Raw genomic sequence first — 23,624 nt, 5'->3', positions numbered from 1 at the left:
TATGCGTCTTAATGCCCGTTGGCTGTCTGTTACCCTGATACTTTTTCATGCAGTTTTTTCATGCATTTCGCCCCTTCAGGCTCAGTCATTTCGTTTTAAAACATATGACTCCAATGTGGGGCTGCCCCAAAATTTTGTCTATTCGCTGAGTCAGGATCAAAACGGATACCTGTGGATGGGAACAGGGGAAGGGCTGGTTAAGTACAACGGGCTGGAGTTTGCAGGTTTTAACCATGCCGATTCTTTGGCTGAAGATTTCATAACGGTCATGCATGTTTCCAAAGACGGCACACTCTGGATTGGGCACAACAATGGTGACATTACCCTTTATGAGAACGAAGAGTTTATTCCGCTCCGCATATCTGAGACAAAAAGTCCCATTGCTGCAATCATATCCAACGGTAATGGACATGCATGGGCTGTCAGTCAAAATGAAGGATTGATCAGCATTGATCAGAAGGCAAAAAGTTACCGACTTGTTACCCATAAAAAACTCCGGAGAAAGTTGTTTTATACACTCGCTTCAGATGAAGACCAACTTTTGGCAGGAACTTCGGAAGGAATGGTAAGAATAACCCCTGCGGGAACAGACTCAATAGCAGAGGTTTCGGGAATTTCAAAGATTCCGATGACCAATATTAACTGCATTGTGCCGCGAAAAGGGATCAACGGAGATTTCTGGGTTGGCACAGAGGACAATGGTTTTTTTCTGTACTCCAAAGCATCAGACAGAAGCAGGCATATTGTGGACAACAGCCTATGCCTGAAATTTGATATTCAATGGGAGAACATCAGGGATATTGAGGAAGAACCCAATGGTAACCTGCTGTTGGCCACCTGGGGAAACGGAGTTATCAAACTTTTTTATGCTCCGGAGAGCCAGTCCTTTGTTGATTCATACAATTTCACCACCGAGAATGGGCTCAGCAATAATTATGTTCGGGATATCTTATGCGATCGTGAATCGAATTACTGGTTTGCTACTTATGGCGGGGGAACATCAGTTTTGACAGGTGAGGAATTTGTCTTTTACAATCTGGAAACCATCGGCTTTGAAAAATCCAAGGTGCTTTCCACCTTGCTTAACGACAGCACTTTATGGTTCGGCTTGGAAACAGGTCTAATAAAAACCGATCCCTACTGTTTTACTGACTTTGAGTATTACGATGCAGCTTTTGGACTTCCGGAAGATGACATCACGGGAATACACAAGATGCAGGATGGAACACTATTCCTGGGAACTGCCAATAACGGCCTCTATTACAAACTTCCGGGAAGCACAACTTTTACCCCCTGGTACTACAGTCATCAGGTACCGGATAAAAAGATTCGTGATCTTGCCGGCAAAGACCGGATGATTTATCTGGCCACCTACGGAGGATTCTTTACCATAGACACAGAAACACGAAAGGCCGAACATCTGACCACCGGTAAAGGATTGCCGCACAACAACATCAATTTTGTGGAAGTGGACAAAGACAATCAGGTATGGATCGGTCCACGAAACAGTGGTATTTGCAAAGTGAACAACGGCAGCATTGAAATGCACAAGATTTCAGATTCGCCCATAGATGTTTACGATATGGCTCAAACCTCTGATTCAGCGTTTTGGCTGGCCACACAAGGTCAGGGAATCATTAAATACAGCAGCGACTCCATAGAGCACTATTCCATTGCACAGGGACTGGCAAAGAATTTCTGCTACAGCATCGAGTCTGATATCAATGACAGACTTTGGATTGCGCATCATCCGGGACTGAGCATGTTTAACACAAAGACCGGTGAAATAGAAACTTATGGCCATGAAGAAAATATGGGTGCAGACTTTTATCAGATTCTGAAGGACAGTGACCAGACACTTTGGTTCTCCTCAGCCAATGGAACCGTTCATTACTTCCCTGAAAAACACAAAAAAAATGACATTGCTCCCGCACTTCATTTTACCAAAATCCTAATCTCAGGCGAACAATACTCTTCCAATCAGGAGATCAATCTTCCTTATCCATACGGAGAAAACTACAAATTCCGTTTTAACTTCATGGGCATAAGCTTCAGAAACCCCGATGAAGTAACCTATCGGTACCGTCTTATAAAAAATGGGGAACAATCAGAAAGCGAGTGGATAGATTTGGGAAACACAAATTTCAGAGAGTATGATTTTCTTCCCAGCGGCAGCTATGAATTAAAAATCGAAGCCGTTAATGCCGACGGTTACACAGCAGATCCCATTTCCGTATCCTTCACCATAGCTACTCCTTTCTGGAAAAAGCCCTGGTTTTTCCTGCTTTTGGCAGCTGTTTTGATTTACACGGTGTATCTGATCATTGTTGCCCGCGAACGCAAGCTGAAGAGACAAAAAGAGCTGCTCCAAAAAGAGGTTGATCTGCAAACCATCCAATTAAGAGAGCAAAAAGCCGAGATTGAACGAAAAAACAGAGACATTACCGACAGCATCAACTATGCAAAAACAATACAATCATCGATTCTGCCTCCTTTGGATGTGCTGAAGACAAGATTTCCTGAATCGTATGTCTTTTTTGCTCCGCGCGACATTGTGAGCGGTGATTTCTATTGGTTTTACAAAACAAAAAATCATTTCATCGTTACCTGTGCCGATTGCACAGGCCATGGGGTTCCAGGGGCTTTTATGTCCATGATTGGAAGCACCCTGCTCAATGATATAGTGAAACGAAAGGATGTAAATTCACCGGCCGACCTTTTGGAAAGACTGGATTTTGAAATTAAAGTATTGCTTCAGAACAGTAAAAACAAAGACAACACCAAAGACGGAATGGACATATCTGTGGTTGAAGTGGAAAACACAGGAACCCGGGTTCGGGTAGCGTCCGCCAAACGGCCTGTATATCTGTATCTGAACAACGAACTTACCATTTACAAAGGCAATCGAAGGAGCATTGGAGATTCACTGGTTGACGACGACACACCATTTGTCAACATAGAATACAATGCCACTGAAGGCGACTTAATATATCTGTTTTCGGATGGTTATACTGATCAGTTTGGTGGTCCCAGAGAAAAGAAATTCATGAAAGTAGGGGTGAAAAATATGCTGGAAGAGATTCATGACCTGCCTATGGATCGGCAGTACGAATCCGTTCGCAGCCGCTTTCATGAGTGGAAAGGCGATCTGGAACAGGTTGATGATGTAATATTTATGGGATTGAAACTGTAAATCAGCAGTTTTATTGAAGCCAGCCCAAAATGGTCTGTTTGCCTTTAACTTTCTGACCGGGCTTTACATCAATGCGGCTACCCAGCGGAAAAAATACGTCAACACGAGAACCGAATTTTATAAAACCCATCTGTTTCCCCTGTTTGCTTTCGGTTCCCACTTCGGCATAACAGACAATACGACGTGCTAGAGCTCCGGCAATCTGACGCACAACAATGGTTTTTCCTTTGGGTGACTCAAGGACAACGGTAGTTCTTTCGTTTTCAAAAGAAGCTTTTGGAAGATAAGCAGCCTGAAACCTGCCACTATGATGCTTGAAATACTTAATAACCCCATTAATGGGATACCAGTTAATATGTACATTAAAAACAGACATAAAAACAGAAACCTGAATACATTTCTCTTTCAAAATTTCATTCTCCTCGGTTTCTTCAACCACAACGATCTTGCCATCAGCAGGTGAGATAACGGCATCATCCTGCAGATACCCCTCTCTTTTGGGACTCCGGAAAAATGCAAGAAAAAAGAAAAACAGAATTACGGAAATACTCACACTCCACTCTAAAACAGCAGCAGGAGACTCTGTAAGAAAATAAATTCCGGTATTAATGACGGCCAGAGTTAAAAAAACAACAGCCAGGGTTGCAAAACCTTCCTTATGAATAGTCATGATTGTAATGTGGTGTTTGGATATTTTTTCAGAACACAAAGGTACAATAGTTCGATAACATTTTGCCTATTTATACCTCAAAAAAATAGCCAATCGGGGGCAAGACAGAGAAATAGAAGGGGGAAAATCCGGATTTAAGGACAAAAAAACAAAACCCCTTAGCAAAAAAGAAGATAGCAACTAACAGCGGGGGCCGAGAAAAACACTGCATCAAAACGATCCAGTACACCCCCGTGTCCCGGTAACACGCGGCCGGAATCTTTAATATTGACACTGCGTTTCAGCATCGACTCTATCAGGTCGCCATAAGTTCCCAGAACAGAAACCAACGCACCGATAACCAACCAGTCTATCAGGCCGAGTGTTCCCATCAGGTAAAAATTGAAAACAGAAATACCCGCTGCAAATAAAAATCCGCCAATCGCGCCTTCCCATGACTTAGCCGGGGAAACACTGGGAAAAAGCTTGCGACGACCAATCAACGAACCAACCAGATATGCTCCGGAGTCATTGCCCCAGATGAGCAGGAAAAATCCCAGTAAAATTTCATAACCGTAATCGCCCTGAAAAAAAGCCAGATGGTGCAAAAAAGCAAAAGGCAAGGCCACATAAAGAGGCACAATTAGGGTTGTGGCAATATTCAGGAGAGAATTTTTATTCTTCAGATACAATTCAGTAAGAAAAACACCTCCAACCAGGGGCACCATAACCACAAGCCATCGTGGCTGCAACCCGGCATAAAAGATAAAAAAGGAACTCAGATACAGAAACAAGCCTATGGTTAAAGCCCACAACACCCGCACTTTAGCATCCAGCCCCTCAATCATCCGAATAAACTCGTACATACCAAGCATGATAACAATTGCAAAGATGGTCATATAAGCCAATGGATGCCACCATAATCCGGCCACAATGGCGATAACAAAAAATAAACCTGTAATTGTTCTTTGCAAAAAATTATTCATGCCTTGCATTTTCAGTTTTCAGCACTGTGTAAAAGTCACAGAACCATCAAATCTTTGTCCCCGCAGGTGGGTGGTAAAAGATCCTTTCACAATTAGACTCCACTCCACACCCCGAAAAGACTCATCCTAAAGCTATTGTCCCGGAATGTTTATTCTTTATTCTCGGAGTCATTCTTATCTTTTGGTTCAGAACTACCTTCTGATTTAGCGTCATCCGGCTTGTCGTTCTTCGAAAGGGTATCATTGTTTTTCTCTGCAGAATCATCCCCCTCATTGCTACCGCCGTTTGAAGGGATTACGTGCTGAGGACCTTTTCTTTTACCGAAGATTCCCTCCAGATCTTCGCTAAATATCACCTCTTTTTCAAGCAACAGTTCAGCCAGCTTAGAGTGTTTCTCCTTATTCTCTGTTAGAATCTTTTTAGCCCGGTTGTACTGTTCTTCAACGATGGCAGAAGCTTCATGATCGATCAGCTCGGCTGTTTTTTCACTGTAAGGCTTGTGAAAAGAATACTCACTCTGCCCTGATGAATCGAAAAAGCTGATATTTCCCACTTTCGAACTCATACCAAAATAGGAAACCATGGCATACGCCTGACGTGTTACTTTCTCGAGATCGTTGAGCGCCCCTGTTGAGATCTGATTAAAAATCAACTCCTCGGCAGCACGACCACCAAGAGCAGAACACATCTCATCAAGAATCTGAGCAGAAGTCGTCAGTTGTCGTTCTTCGGGCAAATACCAGGCAGCTCCAAGAGCTTTTCCCCTGGGAACAATAGTTACTTTTACCAGAGGATGAGCGTACTCCAGCAACCAGCTGATTACAGCATGCCCTGCTTCGTGATAAGCGATGGCACGCTTCTCATCTTTGCTGATGATTTTATTTTTCTTTTCCAGACCACCCACAATCCGGTCAACCGCATCCAGAAAATCATCTTTCTCAACAAGCTTCTTATTCCGACGGGCGGCAATAAGTGCTGCTTCATTACACACATTGGCAATATCTGCACCGGAAAATCCGGGCGTTTGCTTAGCCAGGAAATCAGGATCCACATCATCTTTAAGCCGAAGTGGACGTAAGTGAACTTTAAATATTTGTTCACGTTCATTCATGTCGGGCAACTCAACCGCTATCTGCCTGTCAAAACGTCCTGCACGCATTAGGGCGCGGTCCAGAACATCGGCACGGTTGGTGGCCGCCAAAATAATTACACCACTATTGGATCCAAAACCATCCATCTCCGTCAGCAACTGGTTGAGGGTGTTTTCGCGCTCATCATTGCTGCTAAAACCGGCATTTTTACCTCTGGCACGACCGATGGCATCAATCTCATCAATAAAAACAATACAAGGTGCTTTTTCCTTGGCTTTACGGAACAAGTCACGTACACGTGAAGCACCCACACCCACAAACATCTCAACAAAATCGGAACCGGACATGCTGAAGAACGGCACATTTGCCTCACCGGCAACTGCTTTGGCAAGCAAAGTCTTACCGGTTCCCGGAGGGCCAATCAGCAAGGCACCCTTTGGGATCTTACCCCCAAGTTCGGTAAACTTCTCGGGTTTCTTCAGAAATTCAACAATCTCCTCAACTTCCTGTTTGGCTTCCGATAAGCCGGCAACATCTCCAAAATTGACATTAATGTTGTCCTCTTTGTCGAACATCTTTGCTTTAGACTTTCCAACACTAAATATATTACCGGCACCGCCGCCACCTCCCTGAGAACTCATTCTGCGGAAGATAAAAATCCAGATAATGATGATGAGCAACAGGGGCCACATCATCGACAGGAAGTCTTTAAAAAAGTTCACCCGCTCTTCGTACTCCACGGGGATACTAATATTGTTGGTCTCTTCAGCAGCTTTGCGCGCCTCCTCAAAACTATCAAGTGTGGGAATTTTAACGTTAAAATGCGGTCCTGCTGCAGGGGGAGCATAATCTCCCTTAAAAAGCTCACGATACTTATCAATGGCATCAGGAGCAATGGTAACCTCGGCAGCCCCTTCGTTCTTAATCACGACCACACGCTTAATATCTCCACTGGGCAGCAAATCACTCACAAATACACTGTAGGAAAGATTTTGTGGCCCTTGTCCCAGGTTAAAGGTACTTACCACAATCAGAGCAATTAAAATCAGCCCGTAAATCCAGTAAGCATTAAACTTAGGCATTTTAGGACCCTGAGCTTTAGGATCCCCTCCTTCAGTTTTTTTACCTGTATTTTTGGACTCCTTCCGGGGTCCTGATGCATTTCTTGCCGGTTCTTTGGGTGAATCGGCACCAACTTTGGGATCTTTTTGTTCCTTTTCTGTCATATAATAGTATAGCTATTGTCTGTTCGTATAAAAATCATTTTATTCATTTTTTCCACAGGGAAAAGATCCCTGAAAGCAAATCCTAATCAATTACTCAATTCAATCATAAATAATTAAGATTAAAAAAGATCCTCGATGTCCTTACGACCCGCATCGGCCCATAGGTCCTCAAGGCTGTAGTAATTTCGTACCTGTTTTTGAAAAACATGTACCACCACATTCATATAATCAATCAACACCCACTCGGCGTTTTGTTTTCCTTCCACATGCAGAGGTTTTTCGCCGGCATCACGTCTTACAATTTCTTCTACGGAATCGGATACAGCATCCACATGTACGTTACTTTCCCCTTCACAGATTACGAAAAACTCAGCAATCATATTCTCTATGTTGCGCAAATCCAACACAGTTATTTTCGATCCTTTCTTCTCCTGTATCCCGTTGATAACTGCTTCTACTAACTTTTCAGTTGAGACAACTTCAGAAATGTTTTCGCCCATTCAAAAAACCTTTTCAATTAAATTTCCGGAAATAACACCCCGGATATTTTACATTTTCTACTATTTACATGGTCATTGCCACAAACCTATTGAAAAAACAATGCCACAATTAAATTTGTGCTCAAAGATAACATTTTAAAAGAACATATATACCTATTTTTGTTGCTCCCGGCAACAGGGTCTGCCAAAATGACCTCTTTTTAGATAATCTGAAAAACCAACTATGCAAGAAACACCGGAAATAATACAGCCTGCAAAAACAACCTCTACCAGCACCTACCTGAAAGAGTTATTGAAACAACGCAAATTGCCGGAATGTTCGGTGGTCATAACCAACAATCAGACAGAGGGGAAAGGCCAACCAGGGAACAGATGGGAAACAGAATCTGGCAAAAACCTGACATTTTCAATGATTCTCTATCCTTATGAAATAAAAGCATCCGAACAGTTCATCATTTCAAAGGCAGTTAGTGCAGCCATTGTAAAAACCCTGAAAAAATTCAACATCAACACTACCATAAAATGGCCAAACGACATCTATATCGGGGACAAAAAACTTGGTGGAATACTAATTGAAAACACCCTGAGTGGCCAAACCATTGACCAATGCATCGTTGGCATAGGACTGAACATCAATCAGGAAAACTTCCCCGATTATTTGCCCAATCCGGTCTCCATAAAAAACATTACAGGTAAAGAAACTGATTTACTGACCATTTTCAGCACCCTGCATGAAACCATCTCTGGTTACTATGACAGGATTATGGACAAAAAACATCAGAAAATTGACCGGGATTACACGGAGCACCTATACCGAAAAAGTGGAAGCCATCTTTACAGGGATAAAACCGGAATATTCAAAGCTGAATTTCAAAGCATCGGACCGGCCGGACATCTGTTTTTAAAACGTGAGGATGGCTCTGTGACGGGTTACGCCTTTAAAGAGGTAGCTCACGTTCTTTAATAATCGTGTCCGGCAATACCATCTGCCAGCATTCCGATAAACTTCTCTATCGGCCCTTTGGCCACCATTTTAATCATTGGATTCATATCGGCATCCAGGGTGATTTTCAATTTACTTTCCCCTTCCACAACTTCCTTAAGCTGAATCCAGAGAAAAAAAGTAAACGGCACTTTCCCGTCTGCGGTATATTTTATCGTTTTATTCTCTTCGCGATCCACAATTTTAAGCCCCACTTGTCCTACTCCATCCACTTCAAAACGGCAGGAGTCGCCAAGACTCTCCCAGTTTTTTATCTTATCCCGTGGAATAACTTCGGCGAAATTGTCAAAATCAGACAACTTGCCATACACTTTCGATGCAGGATGCGGAATGGTTTTTATTTGGCTTTCAAATCTTGTCATAGCAGCTTATTTCTTCCAATTGGCAGGATCCTCTCTCCATTGCGACAAGGTACTCAATTCGTCGGAAGAGACGTATCCTGTTTCAACAGCAACCCGAAGCAAAGCCTGGTAATCACTAAGCGTTTCATATTTCACGGAGGCTTCTGCAAAGTTATCCTCTGCCACCTTAAAACCATAAGAGAAAATGGCCAGCATTCCCAGCACTTCAGCACCGTTGTTTCTCAATGCTTCAACGGCCTTCAGACTGCTCCCTCCCGTAGAAATCAGGTCTTCGATAACGACCACTTTCTGTCCGGGTTTCAAATCACCTTCAATCAGGTTTTCCAGCCCATGCCCTTTAGGACTGGACCGCACATAAACAAATGGTTTGCCAATCAGATCGGCAACCAACGCTCCCTGAGCAATGGCTCCGGTAGCCACTCCGGCAATCACATCCACTTCGGGCCAGATTTCCAGCACTCTGCGGGCAAACTGAATTTTAATAAAATCACGCACCTCCGGATAAGAGAGCGTTTTACGGTTGTCGCAATAGATGGGCGATGTCCACCCCGATGCCCATGAAAAGGGGTTTGCAGGTTGCAGTTTTATTGCTTTTATTTGCAATAGCTGCCTGGCTATATTTTCCTGTAAATTTTTCATACCGCAAATGTACAAGATATTTTTCAAAGATAGAGTTGTAATACTAACCGACAATATTGATTTGGCGATAACAGATGACGTTCTTGGTATTCACAAACTGGGGAGTGACGGAGAACTTAAAAAATTCTTGTTTGATTTTGAAAACACTCCCGAAAGAAAAGAAGCAGTTATCTATCACCACAACAAACGCGACTTGTTGCAACGATTTCGCAATTGTTACAAAAACCTGCTTGCTGCCGGAGGGCTGGTTTGGAATAGTGAGCAAACCCACTTTCTGGGGATGACCAGACTGGGACGTCTTGATTTGCCAAAAGGGAAGGTCGAAAAAGAGGAAACATTTGAAATGGCCGCTGTACGCGAAGTCGAGGAGGAATGTGGCATTGGAGGCCCTGAGATAACGGGAAAAATTGGCTCCTCTTTTCACATCTATCAAATCAATCAACAATCCATTCTGAAAGAGACCAAATGGTTTGAAATGATTTATCACGGAAATGAAACGCCGGTTCCTCAGCAGGAAGAGAACATCAGCGAAATAAAATGGATTCCGAAAAACGAGATCAAAGACTTTGCAGGCAAGACCTATCCTTCAATAAATGAAATACTACTAAAAGGAGGATACCTTGTAACCTGATTGAAAGCAACAATCACATTTACACCACAAAAGAATTTATCCAAGACCAAAAAAAGAGACCATGGATCCAGTTACCCGGAATGAACTTGAATTAAAAAAATGGAAAGAAAAAACACGGCGGGAAGCACTTGAGTCGGAAGTGGAACGGCTGAAATCACTGACCGCTCATCAATCGGAGAAAATCAAGAAAGTAACCATTGCGCTTATCTCCACCCTTGCGCTGCTGGTTTTATCCCTAATTGGTGTTTTTATCCTTCAGAACTCAGAAAAGAAAAATCAGGCAAATATTAAGACTCCGGCAGCAAAAGAAGAAATCGCCACTCAGAATGCCATCCCGCCAGTCCCTAAAGGACTAAACATCATCTCTCCGGCATCAGACACCATCAAGTTGAATCTGAATGAAAACGGGATTCTCTTCAGTGTCCAGATTGGTGCATATTCGGGACAGAACCTCGATGAATACAAAGACAATATGCTCTCGTTGCATCAGTACAAATCGGAAAATATAAACCAATTTACATTGGGGCTCTTTACCGGCTATGAGAAAGCCCTCGCGTTTAAAGAGGCCATCAAAAAAATCGGAATCAAAGACTCCTATATTACAGCCATAAGAGACGGCCGGAGAATTAAAATAGAGGAGGCATTGAGCGAAAAAGAAACACCCTGATTTTCCGACTACATCCGATCAGTCAATTTTTGCACCAACTCATATTTATCAAAAAATTCTCTGGCTATAACCCTGATGATGGTATAAACCGGGATTGCCAGAAACATCCCCAGAATTCCGGAAAGATATCCGGCTGCCAAAATCACAATGAAAATCTCCAGCGGATGAGCTTTTACGCTGTTGGAGAAAATAAGGGGCTGAAAAACCACGTTATCCATAAGCTGAACCGTAACATAAATCACCAGCATTCCACCCAGAAAAGAGAGGTAAGTTATTTCCATCGGTAGTTGCAGAAATACCAACGTTCCGACACTGATTCCGAAAATTGCCCCGATAAGCGGCCCCAAATAAGGGATGATATTCATCAATCCACTGAAGATCCCAATAATGACTGCATGGCTGAAACCTACTCCCAGCAAAGAAAAACCGAGCGTCACAATAGTTCCCATCAGGGTAGTCTGAATAAGAATGCCAAGAAAATAGCGTCTCAACAAATACCTTATGGAAATCAATGCATGTCTGATTCCGGCTTCATGCTTTTGAGGAATAAACAGTAAGATGCCACTTATCAGCAGGCCCTCCTCTTTCAGGAAAAAGAAAGTAATAAAAGAGATGGAGAAGGCAGCAATAAAAACCCCGCCAAAAAAGCCTGCAATGGAAGTAAAGAACTGGCGAACCTGCTCAAAATCCAGGAAGGCCAAAAGGGCCGCTTCAAACTGATCCTCAAAACTTTGCATCAAAGCACGACCAACCTCCGAGCCTCTTAGCGGCGCCAAAGTATTGGTAAGTAAACCTCCGGCTTTCTGAAGCGCAGAGGGAATATCGACATTGGAAAAGAACTGAATTTCAGAAGCCAAAAGAGGAACCGTAAAACGAAAGAATAAAACAATGATTACCCACAATGACAGAACTGTTAACAAAGCAGCCCCACTCTTTCCGATGGTAATCCGCCAGACTTTGACCCTGTGAAAAACATCAAAAATAGGGCGTGTAACCAACGACAAGATGGCACCAACACTAACAAACAGCACAATGGAGCTAAAATACCACAAGAGAAAAAAGCCTCCAAAGATGGCCAGTGTCAGAAATAAATACTTAAAAAACTGCTTCATATCAGAATTTGCCTTACAACATTTAAAAATAAGAAAAATTATATGGTCTTTCGACAAAATGAAAATCTTAATGTCTTTTTTCTCTTCCACGGAACATTATTATAATCCGAAAAGTTTGATATTTAATGAAAACTTATCATATTAGCCGACTCATTTTGTTCACGTTTTTTCCAAATCCACAACTATGAAAGGTGCAATTATCGGCGACATTATTGGTTCAACATTTAAAAATATCGATTTAGGAGATACCGATTTTCAGCTTTTTAAGCCCGACTCTGCATACACCGATGACACCATTCTAACCATTGCCACCGCAGATTCCATTCTGAATAAAAAGGATTATGAACAAACACTGAAAGAGTGGGTAAGAGCATTTCCCAGAGCGGGATATCGACCAAAGTTTCTGGAGTGGGCGCTTTCGGATCAATCAACCCCATACATCAGCAAAGGTGAAGGAGCAGCCCGCCGCATTAGTCCGATAGGTTTTGCAGCCCAAAGTGTGGAAGAGGCCCTGAGCGAAGCGGAAAAAAGCACCCGTGTCACGCACAACATACCAGAGCGAATCAAGGCAGCCAAAGCCGTTGCCACCACCATTTATATGTGCAAACACGCCGGTACAAAAAAAGAGATAAAAACATTTATAGGGCAGGCATTCGACTATGATTTCTCCCTAAAAGTGGAAGACTGGAAACAACGAAAAATCACACCTGACAGCGAGACATCACCGGTAGAGCCCGCTTTTGCGGCTTTCATGGAAGCATCGGATTATGAAGAAGCCATCAGGCTGGCCATTGTAATCGGTGGTCCGAGCAACACCATTGCTTCCATTGCAGGAGCATTGGCAGAGGCTTACTTCAAGCACATACCCAAGTCTATCACAAAAAGAGCGCTGTCACGCATTACACCTGAGATGCAGGAAATACTCTCAGTGTTTGAAGACAAATATTTAAAATTCTCTGAGCAGGAAGCTTAGTATAAAAACAAAAACAACAAACGCCGGACTCAGAAAAATCTGAGCCCGGCGTTTTTGTTATCTGTCAATCGGCATTAGCTTTTATGCTTCTGCCTTTTCGTCTGTAAGTGCAATATTCAGCACATCCTGAATATCATCCACATAGTTAAATTTCAGTTCGGAAATGTATTCTGCATTAATCTCCTCCACATCTTTCCTGTTTTCTTTACAAAGGATAAGTTCATGAATACCAGCCCTGCGGGCAGCAAGAATTTTCTCCTTAATACCTCCCACGGGTAAAACTTTTCCACGTAAGGTGATTTCCCCGGTCATGGCCAGCCTAGATTTTACCTTTCGTCCCGTAAAAGAAGATGCCAAAGAGGTAACCATAGTAATTCCAGCTGATGGTCCGTCCTTAGGGATAGCACCTTCCGGAACATGAACATGAACATTTCGCTCATCGAAAATATCTTCATCCAGACCAAGCACCTGGGCGTGTGACTTGAGATATTCGAGTGCCAGCATAGCAGATTCCTTCATTACCTCTCCCAGATTTCCGGTGAGCGTAAGCCTTCCCTTGCCTTTACTCAGACTGCTTTCCACAAACAAGATCTCACCACCTGCCGCAGTCCAGGCCAGGCCTGTAACCACACCTGCAAACCGGTTATCCTGCCAGGTATCTTTCGAGAATTTTTCGACACCCAGAAATTCTTTAACCTCCGAAACACCGATTGATTTTTTCACATCCTCATCAGAGGCCAGCTTCAAGGCAATCTTGCGAAGCAGCCGGGCAATGGTCTTATTCAGATCACGGACGCCGGATTCTCGGGTATAATGATCAATAATATATCCGATGGTCCGTTTTGGAAGTGTAACGGTTCCCTTCGGGATACCATGATTTTCCAATTGCTGGGGAATAAGATGGCGCCGGGCAATCTCTACCTTTTCCTCCAGCACATAACCGCTCACATTAATCAACTCCATACGGTCGAGCAACGGAGGAGAAATGGTATTTAAAGTATTGGCGGTTGCAATAAACATCACCTTGGAAAGGTCGAAATCAACCTCCAGGAAGTTATCATGAAAAGTACTGTTTTGCTCAGGATCTAACACTTCCAGCAACGCAGAACCGGGGTCGCCGTGGAAACTGTTACTTATTTTATCAATCTCATCAAGGATAAAAACCGGATTGGAAGATCCTGATTTGTTGATATTCTGAATAATCCGGCCCGGCATTGCGCCAATGTATGTTTTTCTGTGACCTCTGATTTCAGCCTCATCGTGCACACCCCCCAGCGACATTCTGACATACTGGCGTCCGAGAGCTTCAGCCACCGATTTGCCAAGAGAAGTTTTGCCCACTCCTGGAGGTCCGTAAAGACAGAGAATAGGGGATTTCAAATCTCCTTTCAACTTCAGGACCGCCAAATGCTCCAGTATGCGCTCCTTCACATTTTCAAGCCCGAAATGATCACGATTCAGAATTTTGCGGGCTCTTTTCAGATCAAAGTTATCTTTGGTATATTCATTCCAGGGAAGATCCAGAAGTGTTTGAACATAGTTGTACTGGATAGAATATTCTCCCGAAGCAGGATTCAGACGACGCAATTTCTCCAGTTCTTTACCAAACAGCTCCTTCACGGACTCATTCCACTTTTTATCGGAAGCCGTTTTCTCCATCTCCTTAATCTCCTGCTCAACAGGACTGGAACCAAGCTCGTCCTGAATGGTCTTCATTTGCTGATGCAACAGGTATTCACGCTGCTGCTGATCCATATCCTGCTTTACCTTCGATTGAATATCGTTCTTGATTTCCATCAACTGAACTTCACGAACCAGATACTCAACCAGCCGCATTCCGCGCTCCTTCAGATCATGTGTCTCAAGGAGCTTTTGTTTTTCCTTAACCGGAATGTCAGAACTGGAAGCCACATAATTGATAAGAAAGGCAGGACTTTCAATATTCCTGATGGCAAAAGAGGCTTCCGGAGGCACATTGGGCGACTGCTTTATCAGACTCAGGGACAAATCCTTGAGCGAAGAGACCACCGCTTCAAACTCACGTGTCTTATCCCCTTCCGGCCCTATATCATCCAGGACACTAATGCGCCCCATAAAATAAGGCTCCTCCCCGGTCATCTCCTCAAGCTTAAACCGTTTTTTACCCTGAATGATTACAGAAGTAGAATTATCAGGCATCTGCAGTATTTTGATAATACGAGCAACGGTACCTGTTTTGTAAAGATCATTAACTCCAGGGTCATCAATTTTGTAATCCATCTGAGTAAGAGCACCAAAATAGCCTTTGGACTTTTCAACATCCTTAATAAGCTGATGTGATTTCTCCCTTCCGATGGCAATTGGTATAATCACCCCGGGAAAAAGAATGGTGTTACGCAAGGGCAGAATTGGTAACTCCTCCGGTATTGGCTGATCGTCATTATCCTGCTCCATATCATCACCGATGATGGGAATAAATTCAGAATCATTCTCGGAATTATCACTTAACCCAAACGGATCTATCGAAATTTTAAAATCATTATCCATAATATCTGATATCACTATTCAGTAACAAATGTGCCACATTGACAGCCGTCATCGTTCAAAGAAACAAAACCTCTGTCAGGTAAAAAACCGGAAATTGTCAGCCGGCCTGCATTTGTAGTATTTAACGGCCCATTGTTTCCAAAAAACTTATTTATCCATTAACAATGCAGCCATCAGAAACAATCCCTGTACCAAAACCATGTTTACCCATAAAGATAATGCTTTTCAGAAAGGTTGTCAGCCATTACCGGAAAATCGTCACACATCCAGTCAAAGAGACACAATTTTCCTGCCGATTTATTAACAAGACAGGGTAGGGAGAAAAAAGCCTGAAAGGCTCAGGGCAATAGTCCTTGCAATGTTTCGTGACTGGAAGTGTACCCCAGCCCCTCCTCCTGACTCTCCTCCATGCAATCAATTAAGAAGGAATACAAACAGGGTAAAAATAAAAAAGCTTCGGAATCAGACCGAAGCTTTATCAAAATATTGTGTAACAGACAAGCAATTACTTCTTGTCTTCGTAATGTTTCTTGTAACGATTACGGAATTTATCCACACGACCTGCGGTATCCACAAGCTTCATTTTACCGGTATAAAACGGATGTGAAGAACTTGAAATTTCAAGTTTCACCAATGGATATTCAGTCCCGTCGATCTCGATGTTTTCGCGGGTGTTTACAGTAGAACGGGTGATAAAAGTATCGCCGTTGGACATATCTTTAAACGCAACCATGCGATAATTGTCCGGATGAATTCCCTTTTTCATTTCTCTAGTATTTTATTTTCTAACCTCTGTTTTTTCACTCTTTACCTGTGAGTGCCTGATGATTAACCAAAACACTCACACCAAACGGACTGCAAAATTAATTATTCCGCTGACAAACACCAAAATTTTTCTCAGAAAAAAACTCAAACAATCTCTTATGTCTGTTTTTAGAACTATTAAAAGCCATAAAACAAAAGAGGAAGAGCCCCCATTCAGGATTTTATTTTTTCCTTGGTGTCGTTCGGAATTGCAGCGGCATGCTGTGCCTCTTTTCGTTTTTCTTCATCAAAAACAAAGCGATAGGTAATGTGTTTCTTACCAAAATCTGCACCTACAGACTCATGCAATGCTCTCATCTTAGGATTAAAATCACCAACCCAGGAAAGCTCCATCTCTTTGAGCCACGGCTTTTTGGATACAGCATTTCTCAGGTGCCAGAAAATACCTGACTCAATACCATTCCGTTGCCAGCGCGGACGAATTCCCATAATAACAACACGTGTACGGGTCATCACTTTGCGCCATTTCAAATAAACAAACTTCAGCTTGTTCCAGAAATTCATTTTACCATGGAAATGTTTAATAATTTGATTCACATCCGGAAATTGAACAAAAAACCCGATGGGGGTTTCTTCATGATAAGCAAACCAAATCAACTCTTCATCCATAAAATCTTTAGCCTCCTTTAGTGAATTCCGAAGAGTCTCGGCCTTCATGGGTGTAAAGTTTTCATGAAACTGCCAGGCATCATTGTAAACCTCTATAAAGTCTTTAATAAACTCCTCACTTTTATCCCATTGAAAATGCTTGAATTGATAGCCGGGTTTTCGTCCTACCCAACCGGCAATCTTCCAAAATCGCTCAGGGAAAGGTTTTTGCAGATCAAGATGATTGGTTACCTGCTCAAAATAATTGGCAAAACCGTATTCTTCAAAAAAATCCTTGTAATAAGGCGGGTTATACTGCACACCGAAAGCAGGCGAGGTAAATCCCTCTACCAGGAGTCCCCAGAATGTATCATTCTCACCAAAATTTATAGGTCCGTCCATCGCTTCCATACCTCTCTCTGCCAGCCAATCACGGGCAGCATCAAAAAGCATAAATGCGGCAGCTTTGTCATTCACACATTCAAAAAAGCCCATCCCCCCGGTGGGCTGGGTATAGCCATAAGCTTTTTTCTCATTGATAAACGCCCCTGTCCTGCCAATAACCTTGTCGTCATCCGAAAGGAGTAAAAACCGAACTGCGTCGCCATGAGCAAAAAAATCATTGGATGCCGGATCAAAAATCTCCTCTATCATCACATCCAACGGACGCACGTAATTATCGTCGTTTTTATATATCGCATCCACGACATCCAAAAACTGTCGCTTTTGCTTGTTCGTATTTACCTCAACAATACGCATAAGAGAATATTAAAAAAATTTGTAATCAGTGGTATAAGCAGGGGGCAAAGTTAATTATTTTGATTTAACCTGCATCAAAACTGAAACCATGAAAGATAATCATCCATCTGTTTTTCCGGTTTATCTTTATGGCTAAACTCATTTTCCCAGGGGTGGTACTCATAATCTTTGGCCCACTCATCGGACTTTTCCGCCACCTGAGCAACAGCATCTATGATGTATTCAATATCCTCTTCACTCATCACCGGATGAACGGACAACCGAACCCAGCCGGGCTTTTCAGATAAGTCGCCCATATCGATTCTGCGGGTAATATTACTGGAGGTATAATAATCCACATGCAACAAGTAATGACCGTAGGTCCCTGCACAGGAACAGCCGCCTCTGACCTGAATGCCGAAGCGATCATTAAGCAACCGAACTACCAGATTAAAATGAACATTGGAAATATAAAACGAGATGGCCCCCAACCGCTCCTGCTGGCCGTCTGCAAGAATGGTCAGTCCCGGAATTTTTCTAAAACCGTCAAAAATCCGTTTAATCATGGCTTCTTCCCGCTCAGCCATCTTCTCACAACTCATCTGTTCTTTCAGTCTGATGCTCAGTGCGGCACGAATAGACTGAAGAAAGCCCGGCGTCCCCCCGTCTTCACGGGCTTCGATATCAGCGATATACTGATACTTGCCCCATCTGTTGGTCCAATTTACTGTTCCGCCACCCGAATTATCAGGAGCGGTATTGTGATAAAGAGCGGAGTTAAAAACAACAACGCCACTGCTACCCGGACCTCCAAGGAATTTATGTGGAGAAAAAAATACGGCATCCAGCCGTTCCAAAGGATCCTCCGGATGCATATTTACAGGGGCATACGGGGCAGAAGCCGCAAAATCCACAAAACAAAATCCCCCATGCTCGTGCATTATCCGTGCCAGCTGATGGTAGGGTGTTTCAATGCCGGTAACATTGGAACAGGCAGTGAAGCTCCCAATCTTCAACACACGGTTTTTGTATTTCTCTATTTCGGCTTTCAGGGAATCGGGGTTTACCAGCATATCTGCATCGGGCTCTAAAACAACCACATCGGCATTGGTCTCCAGCCAGGAGGTGTGATTAGAATGATGCTCCATATGTGTCAGAAAAACCACCGGGCGCTCCTTTTCAGGCAAATGACAATATCTCTGAGCCTGTTCAGGAACCCGCATTCCCAGTATTCGCTGCAGTTTATTCACCACCGAGGTCATTCCATACCCTGCAGTTATTATGAGGTCCCCTTCAAAGGCATTTACATGCTCTTTTATTAGTTTATGCGACAAACGATAAACGTTGGTCATCACTTTTCCTGTATCACTGGATTCGGAATGCGTATTGGCGACCATGGGGCCTATCACATTTACTATTTGCTCCTCCAAAGGCCGGTATAACCTTCCTGATGCAATCCAGTCGGCATAAACCAATGGCTTTGAACCATAGGGTGTTTCAATGGTGGCATCAAAACCAACAATATTCTCCCTGAATTTCCTAAAATGATCTTCGTGAGGTAACATAAAACAATACAGTCAATAATTTCAACAAATACCGCTACCCCTTTCTTTTCAAGGATTAACGGCCGGCAACACGTTGCAGGTCTGACAAAAATAAGGGCTCTGTTTAATAAAAAAGCTGATAAATGACACTACATTGTGTTTGTCCATAAAGTCCCGTTTACTGCGTTACGCCATTAGCGGAAATTAGATTTTTCGGGCAGGCACTACATAAAAGCTTCCAGTTCAAAAACAACATCTTTACCCGTCTCTGAAATACAAACATTATCATCCTTCGTCCACTCTTTAACGCTGTTAAAGATAAGCTCCTTAAATGAAGAGTACCTTCCGGCCATCTTTAGAGCAAATCCTGCAGCCCTCATCATTTGTGGGTCAGAAGCCATTGCTCTGAACTCGTCCATTAGATCCGGCAATTCACTGAAACTATCCCCTCCCACCAAACGAAGTCTCCAACCAATGCCCATGGCAGCCGCATATTTGGCATAAACTTGCTCACTTCTGAGCCAGTCAATGAGAAACTGAGGAGAGACCTTTTCTCCTGACAGCAGGTTGCGACCTATCTGCTCCGATAATTCAATGGTATGAAGCATCTGCCCCCACTCGTTCAATGACTCTTCAGGCAATGACTCAAAGTCAACCAGCATGGTGGCAAGAATCATTGTCTCCCGGATTTCACGGGCCCACAAACGAGAAGCCAACGCTTCACTTTTAGGAAAATCCCCGGCAATTTTTCTGAGATAAACCACAGACACACCGTAATTTTGGCGATACCTGGCTCCCGATTCCTTCATCAGATCCGCTGTCTCCCCATCCTTCAGGTTACGAATCCGGCGCATCACAGATTCTATTTGCCGGTCAATCTCCGGCTGCACAGTGAAAAACTTCATTTTCAATATTTTTAATGACCACGCTATCCAAAGAAAGCAATTATGGTGGCATTTTTTAGAAAAACATTTGCAAAACTAATGGAAAAAATTTTACCTTTGCACCCACATTAAAACGGTGATTGTAGCTCAGTCGGTTAGAGCGCCAGATTGTGGCTCTGGAGGCCGCCGGTTCGAATCCGGTCTTTCACCCTTTAAAGCGGACAACCATTTTGTTGCCCGCTTTTTTTTAACCAAACCTAATTAAAGAAATAAATCATTAATTGCCCGATCTGAATAAAAATTCGGACATCTTAAAAATAAGCATCAGAAGCTCAACCATCTAACATCAACCCTTTAAACCAAAACCCGTCTTGGTGATATATTTATTACCTTTGTAAAAACAAACCAAAACATTAAGGAAATGGTAACATCTGAAATGATGAAAGACCTTTCGGGACGCGAGATCGCGTTGAGGAGGTATCTTTGACATCGATAGAAAAAAGATAGAAATAGAAGAAGAAGAACTGCGTACCCAGGCACCGGACTTTTGGAATGACCCGAAAAAGGCGGAGCTCAAAATGAAAAAAATAAAAGAGCTTAAAAGCTGGGTAACAGGTTACGACAAAATTAAAAATGCCATAGAAGAGACTTCTGTTCTACTGGAATTTTTAAAAGAAGGAGAAGCTGAAGAGGCCGATGTGGATGCGCAATATCAGAAAGCCATTGAGATGCTGGAAGATCTGGAGTTGCGCAATATGCTTCAGAAAGAAGAAGACCGCATGGGTGCCATCCTCAAGATAAATGCAGGAGCCGGAGGAACAGAGAGCCAGGACTGGGCAGAAATGCTCATGCGAATGTATGTGAGATGGGGCGAAAAAAACGGGTATAAAGTCACTGAGACCAACTTTCAGGAAGGTGATGAAGCCGGAATAAAATCTGTCACCCTCCAGTTTGAAGGGGACTTTGCCTATGGCTACCTGAAAAGCGAAAACGGAGTGCACCGGTTGGTAAGACTGTCTCCTTTCAACTCGGCCAACAAACGAATGACCTCATTCACCTCGGTATTTGTAATTCCTCTTATCGACGAAACCATTGAGGTGGAAATCAATCCGGCCGATATTACCTGGGAGACTTTCCGTTCCAGCGGTGCCGGAGGACAAAATGTCAACAAAGTGGAGACAGGTGTTCGACTCCGTCACGGACCATCCGGCATTGTCATTGAAAACACGGAATCCCGATCACAGGGAGGAAACAAAGAAAACGCCTTACGGATGCTGAAGTCTCAACTCTATGAAATTGAATTGAGAAAGAAGCTGGAAGAGCAGAACAAAATAGAATCACAGAAAAAGAAGATCGAATGGGGATCACAAATCCGCTCCTATGTTCTGCAACCCTACAAACTCGTCAAGGATGTTCGCACCAATCATGAAACCAGCAATGTGCAGGCAGTTCTGGACGGCGAAATCGACGGATTTATAAAGGCCTTCCTGATGGAATATGGAGCCGAAGATGTCTTCAAAAAAGACTAAATAGTTTCTGTCCATAAAGTACCACTTGTGTCGTTACGTTTGCCGCCAAAATACTCATTTACGATTAGTAAACTCCGTTTTTTGGCTGCTTCGCAAGCCTGGCAATTGGCACTTTCTGACCAGAAACAGCTCTAAAAACAAAATTTGCTTAGTTTATGGACAGGCACTAAATAGTGTTTGCCTACAAAGTTAAACTCATACATTGTTTATCTAAACACGGTTTAGCAATCGAAACAACATTCATTAACACTCATAAAAAACTACAGAAAAATGGAATATCGGATTGAGAAAGACACCATGGGTGAGGTAAAAGTGCCCGCAGACAAATATTGGGCAGCCCAAACGCAGCGTTCGGTAATGAATTTCCCCATTGGTCCTTCTGGCTCAATGCCCATTGAAATTGTACATGCCTTTGGGTATTTGAAAAAAGCTGCGGCCTATGCCAACGAAGAGTTGGGTGTGCTGCCTGCAGAAAAAAGAGACCTTATAGCTGCTGCCTGTGATGAAATCATTGCCGGCAAACTCAACGATCAGTTTCCTTTGGTGGTATGGCAAACCGGGAGCGGAACGCAGTCCAACATGAATTGCAACGAAGTAGTAGCCAACCGCGCCCATGTTATAAACGGAGGCAAACTCGGTGAAGGAGAAAGGCCCATCCACCCCAATGATGACGTAAACAAGTCGCAATCCTCTAACGATACTTTCCCCACAGCAATGCACATCGCTGCATACAAGATACTGATGGAGAAAACCATTCCGGGAATTGAGAAACTCAGAGACACCCTTCAGAAAAAATCGGAAGAGATGAAAGAAGTGGTAAAAATCGGTCGTACGCACCTGATGGATGCGACTCCGCTCACCCTGGGTCAGGAATTTTCCGGCTATGCCGCGCAATTAACACATGGCCTTAAGGCCATTAAATCCACTCTCGAACACCTTTCAGAACTTGCTTTGGGAGGAACAGCTGTGGGCACCGGACTGAATACTCCAAACGGATATGATGTAACAGTGGCCAAATACATTGCCAAATTTACCGGAATGCCATTCAAAACTGCTGCTAATAAGTTTGAATCTCTGGCTGCTCACGATGCCATCGTGGAAAGTCATGGAGCACTCAAGCAGGTGGCTGTGAGCCTGATGAAAATTGCCAACGACATCCGACTGCTTGCATCAGGTCCCCGCTCAGGCATTGGCGAAATCCTGATTCCCGAAAACGAGCCCGGATCTTCCATCATGCCTGGAAAAGTTAATCCCACACAAGCCGAAGCAATGACAATGGTGTGTGCTCAGGTAATGGGTAATGACGTCACCGTATCGGTAGGCGGTTCCAATGGGCATTTCGAACTCAACGTTTTCAAGCCGGTAATGATTTACAACTTCCTGCAAAGTGCAGAGTTGCTGGGAGACGCATGTGTGGCCTTTAATGACAACTGTGCTGCAGGCATTAAGCCCAATCACGACCGCATTAAAATGCACCTCGACAACTCACTGATGCTGGTTACAGCACTCAATACACACATCGGGTACTACAAAGCTGCCGAGATTGCAAAGAAAGCTCATAAAGAAGGAACAACCCTCAAAGAGGCAGCATTAGAGCTTGGTTATCTGACTGCTGAAGAATTCGATAAGTGGGTAGATCCATCCAAGATGATTGGATCACTGGACTAATCTACTTAGTTTCTGTCCATAAAGTACCACTTGCGTCGTTACGCTTGCCGCCAAAATACTCATTTACGTTTTAGTTTATGGACAGACACTATTTAATCGAATCCGAAAGGAAAAAAGTTGTTTTTTTAAATTATTGCTTGCGGATTTTGGGTAAAAATCTTTTTCTTCAAATATTTTTACAACCGCCTCTCTTTCAGGGGCGGTTTTTTTGTAACTTTGAATTTGCAAACACCCAAGATCCGACCAGCAAACAATTTATCCCTGTCCGTCACGTTATGTTAGGAGGTCT

Annotated in this window: 19 protein-coding genes and 1 tRNA gene; 8 read left to right on the top strand and 12 right to left on the bottom strand. The window is 43.2% G+C overall.

The genetic code is table 11. From position 1 onward, the window contains the following. Position 1 precedes the first annotated feature (1 nt). Entirely contained in the window at positions 2-3,193 is a 3,192-nt protein-coding gene (locus tag BY457_RS00370; protein ID WP_106151361.1) for a ligand-binding sensor domain-containing protein, read from the top strand. A 10-nt stretch (positions 3,194-3,203) separates the two neighbouring features. On the opposite strand, the gene BY457_RS00365 is transcribed toward BY457_RS00370, so the two are convergent. From BY457_RS00365 to rsfS, 4 genes are all read right to left on the bottom strand, one after another. Beyond that, on the bottom strand, positions 3,204-3,863 hold the full coding sequence (locus BY457_RS00365) for a phosphatidylserine decarboxylase family protein (RefSeq protein WP_106151360.1): 660 nt from the start codon (positions 3,861-3,863) through the stop codon (positions 3,204-3,206). Positions 3,864-4,021: 158 nt separating this feature from the next. After that, complete coding sequence (locus tag BY457_RS00360; RefSeq protein ID WP_181256284.1) at positions 4,022-4,828, bottom strand: phosphatidate cytidylyltransferase; 807 nt, start codon at positions 4,826-4,828, stop codon at positions 4,022-4,024. A 149-nt stretch (positions 4,829-4,977) separates the two neighbouring features. Beyond that, positions 4,978-7,146, bottom strand: coding sequence for an ATP-dependent zinc metalloprotease FtsH (gene ftsH / locus BY457_RS00355; protein WP_106151358.1), 2,169 nt, complete (start codon positions 7,144-7,146; stop codon positions 4,978-4,980). A gap of 119 nt (positions 7,147-7,265) precedes the next feature. Continuing rightward, complete coding sequence (rsfS, locus tag BY457_RS00350; RefSeq protein ID WP_106151357.1) at positions 7,266-7,646, bottom strand: ribosome silencing factor; 381 nt, start codon at positions 7,644-7,646, stop codon at positions 7,266-7,268. Between the two features lie 223 nt (positions 7,647-7,869). On the opposite strand from rsfS, the gene BY457_RS00345 reads away from it, so the two are divergent. Next, complete coding sequence (locus tag BY457_RS00345) at positions 7,870-8,610, top strand: biotin--[acetyl-CoA-carboxylase] ligase (RefSeq protein WP_106151356.1); 741 nt, start codon at positions 7,870-7,872, stop codon at positions 8,608-8,610. Here the strand turns inward: BY457_RS00345 and BY457_RS00340 are convergent. Further along, positions 8,607-9,011 carry an SRPBCC family protein gene (locus tag BY457_RS00340; RefSeq protein WP_106151355.1) on the bottom strand — a complete coding sequence of 135 codons (405 nt, stop codon included), beginning with the start codon at positions 9,009-9,011 and terminating at the stop codon, positions 8,607-8,609. The genes BY457_RS00345 and BY457_RS00340 overlap by 4 nt on opposite strands. A 6-nt stretch (positions 9,012-9,017) precedes the next feature. After that, on the bottom strand, positions 9,018-9,650 hold the full coding sequence (gene pyrE, locus BY457_RS00335) for an orotate phosphoribosyltransferase (RefSeq protein WP_106151354.1): 633 nt from the start codon (positions 9,648-9,650) through the stop codon (positions 9,018-9,020). Positions 9,651-9,657: 7 nt separating this feature from the next. Here pyrE and BY457_RS00330 point away from each other — a divergent pair, with 7 nt between their 5' ends. Together BY457_RS00330 and BY457_RS00325 are read left to right on the top strand one after the other, a co-directional pair. Next, entirely contained in the window at positions 9,658-10,281 is a 624-nt protein-coding gene (locus BY457_RS00330; protein WP_106151353.1) for an NUDIX hydrolase, read from the top strand. A gap of 61 nt (positions 10,282-10,342) precedes the next feature. Continuing rightward, complete coding sequence (locus BY457_RS00325; protein WP_106151352.1) at positions 10,343-10,948, top strand: hypothetical protein; 606 nt, start codon at positions 10,343-10,345, stop codon at positions 10,946-10,948. 8 nt (positions 10,949-10,956) lie between these two features. On the opposite strand, the gene BY457_RS00320 is transcribed toward BY457_RS00325, so the two are convergent. Next, positions 10,957-12,060 carry an AI-2E family transporter gene (locus BY457_RS00320; RefSeq protein WP_106151615.1) on the bottom strand — a complete coding sequence of 368 codons (1,104 nt, stop codon included), beginning with the start codon at positions 12,058-12,060 and terminating at the stop codon, positions 10,957-10,959. Between the two features lie 184 nt (positions 12,061-12,244). Here BY457_RS00320 and BY457_RS00315 point away from each other — a divergent pair, with 184 nt between their 5' ends. Then, positions 12,245-13,033, top strand: coding sequence for an ADP-ribosylglycohydrolase family protein (locus tag BY457_RS00315; protein WP_106151351.1), 789 nt, complete (start codon positions 12,245-12,247; stop codon positions 13,031-13,033). Positions 13,034-13,114: 81 nt separating this feature from the next. Here BY457_RS00315 and lon read toward each other — a convergent pair whose 3' ends face one another. The 5 genes from lon to BY457_RS00290 form a co-directional block, all read right to left on the bottom strand. Further along, positions 13,115-15,559: an endopeptidase La gene (gene lon / locus BY457_RS00310; RefSeq protein WP_106151350.1), complete on the bottom strand. Its 2,445-nt coding sequence runs from the start codon at positions 15,557-15,559 to the stop codon at positions 13,115-13,117. Between the two features lie 505 nt (positions 15,560-16,064). Continuing rightward, positions 16,065-16,325: a type B 50S ribosomal protein L31 gene (locus BY457_RS00305; RefSeq protein ID WP_106151349.1), complete on the bottom strand. Its 261-nt coding sequence runs from the start codon at positions 16,323-16,325 to the stop codon at positions 16,065-16,067. 212 nt (positions 16,326-16,537) lie between these two features. Next, complete coding sequence (locus tag BY457_RS00300) at positions 16,538-17,731, bottom strand: N-acetyltransferase (protein ID WP_106151348.1); 1,194 nt, start codon at positions 17,729-17,731, stop codon at positions 16,538-16,540. A 74-nt stretch (positions 17,732-17,805) separates the two neighbouring features. Then, positions 17,806-19,275: an aminotransferase class V-fold PLP-dependent enzyme gene (locus tag BY457_RS00295; protein ID WP_106151347.1), complete on the bottom strand. Its 1,470-nt coding sequence runs from the start codon at positions 19,273-19,275 to the stop codon at positions 17,806-17,808. A 203-nt stretch (positions 19,276-19,478) separates the two neighbouring features. Beyond that, on the bottom strand, positions 19,479-20,159 hold the full coding sequence (locus BY457_RS00290) for a DNA alkylation repair protein (RefSeq protein WP_106151346.1): 681 nt from the start codon (positions 20,157-20,159) through the stop codon (positions 19,479-19,481). Between the two features lie 114 nt (positions 20,160-20,273). On the opposite strand from BY457_RS00290, the gene BY457_RS00285 reads away from it, so the two are divergent. The 3 genes from BY457_RS00285 (at position 20,274) to fumC (ending at position 23,335) form a co-directional block, all read left to right on the top strand. Continuing rightward, positions 20,274-20,349: transfer RNA gene (locus BY457_RS00285), tRNA-His, on the top strand. A gap of 210 nt (positions 20,350-20,559) precedes the next feature. Next, positions 20,560-21,667, top strand: a protein-coding gene (gene prfB, locus BY457_RS00280) for a peptide chain release factor 2 (protein WP_114436167.1) whose coding sequence is annotated in 2 segments (ribosomal slippage) — positions 20,560-20,622 and positions 20,624-21,667 — 1,107 coding nt in all. Because the reading frame shifts where the segments join, the coding sequence is not laid out codon by codon here. A gap of 270 nt (positions 21,668-21,937) precedes the next feature. Next, entirely contained in the window at positions 21,938-23,335 is a 1,398-nt protein-coding gene (fumC, locus tag BY457_RS00275) for a class II fumarate hydratase (protein ID WP_106151344.1), read from the top strand. Positions 23,336-23,624 lie beyond the last annotated feature (289 nt).

Source organism: Marinilabilia salmonicolor (assembly GCF_003003035.1).
Taxonomy (GTDB): domain Bacteria; phylum Bacteroidota; class Bacteroidia; order Bacteroidales; family Marinilabiliaceae; genus Marinilabilia; species Marinilabilia salmonicolor_A.
Note: the sequence above shows the minus strand (reverse complement) of the source record. Positions and strands in the feature narration are given on the sequence as shown.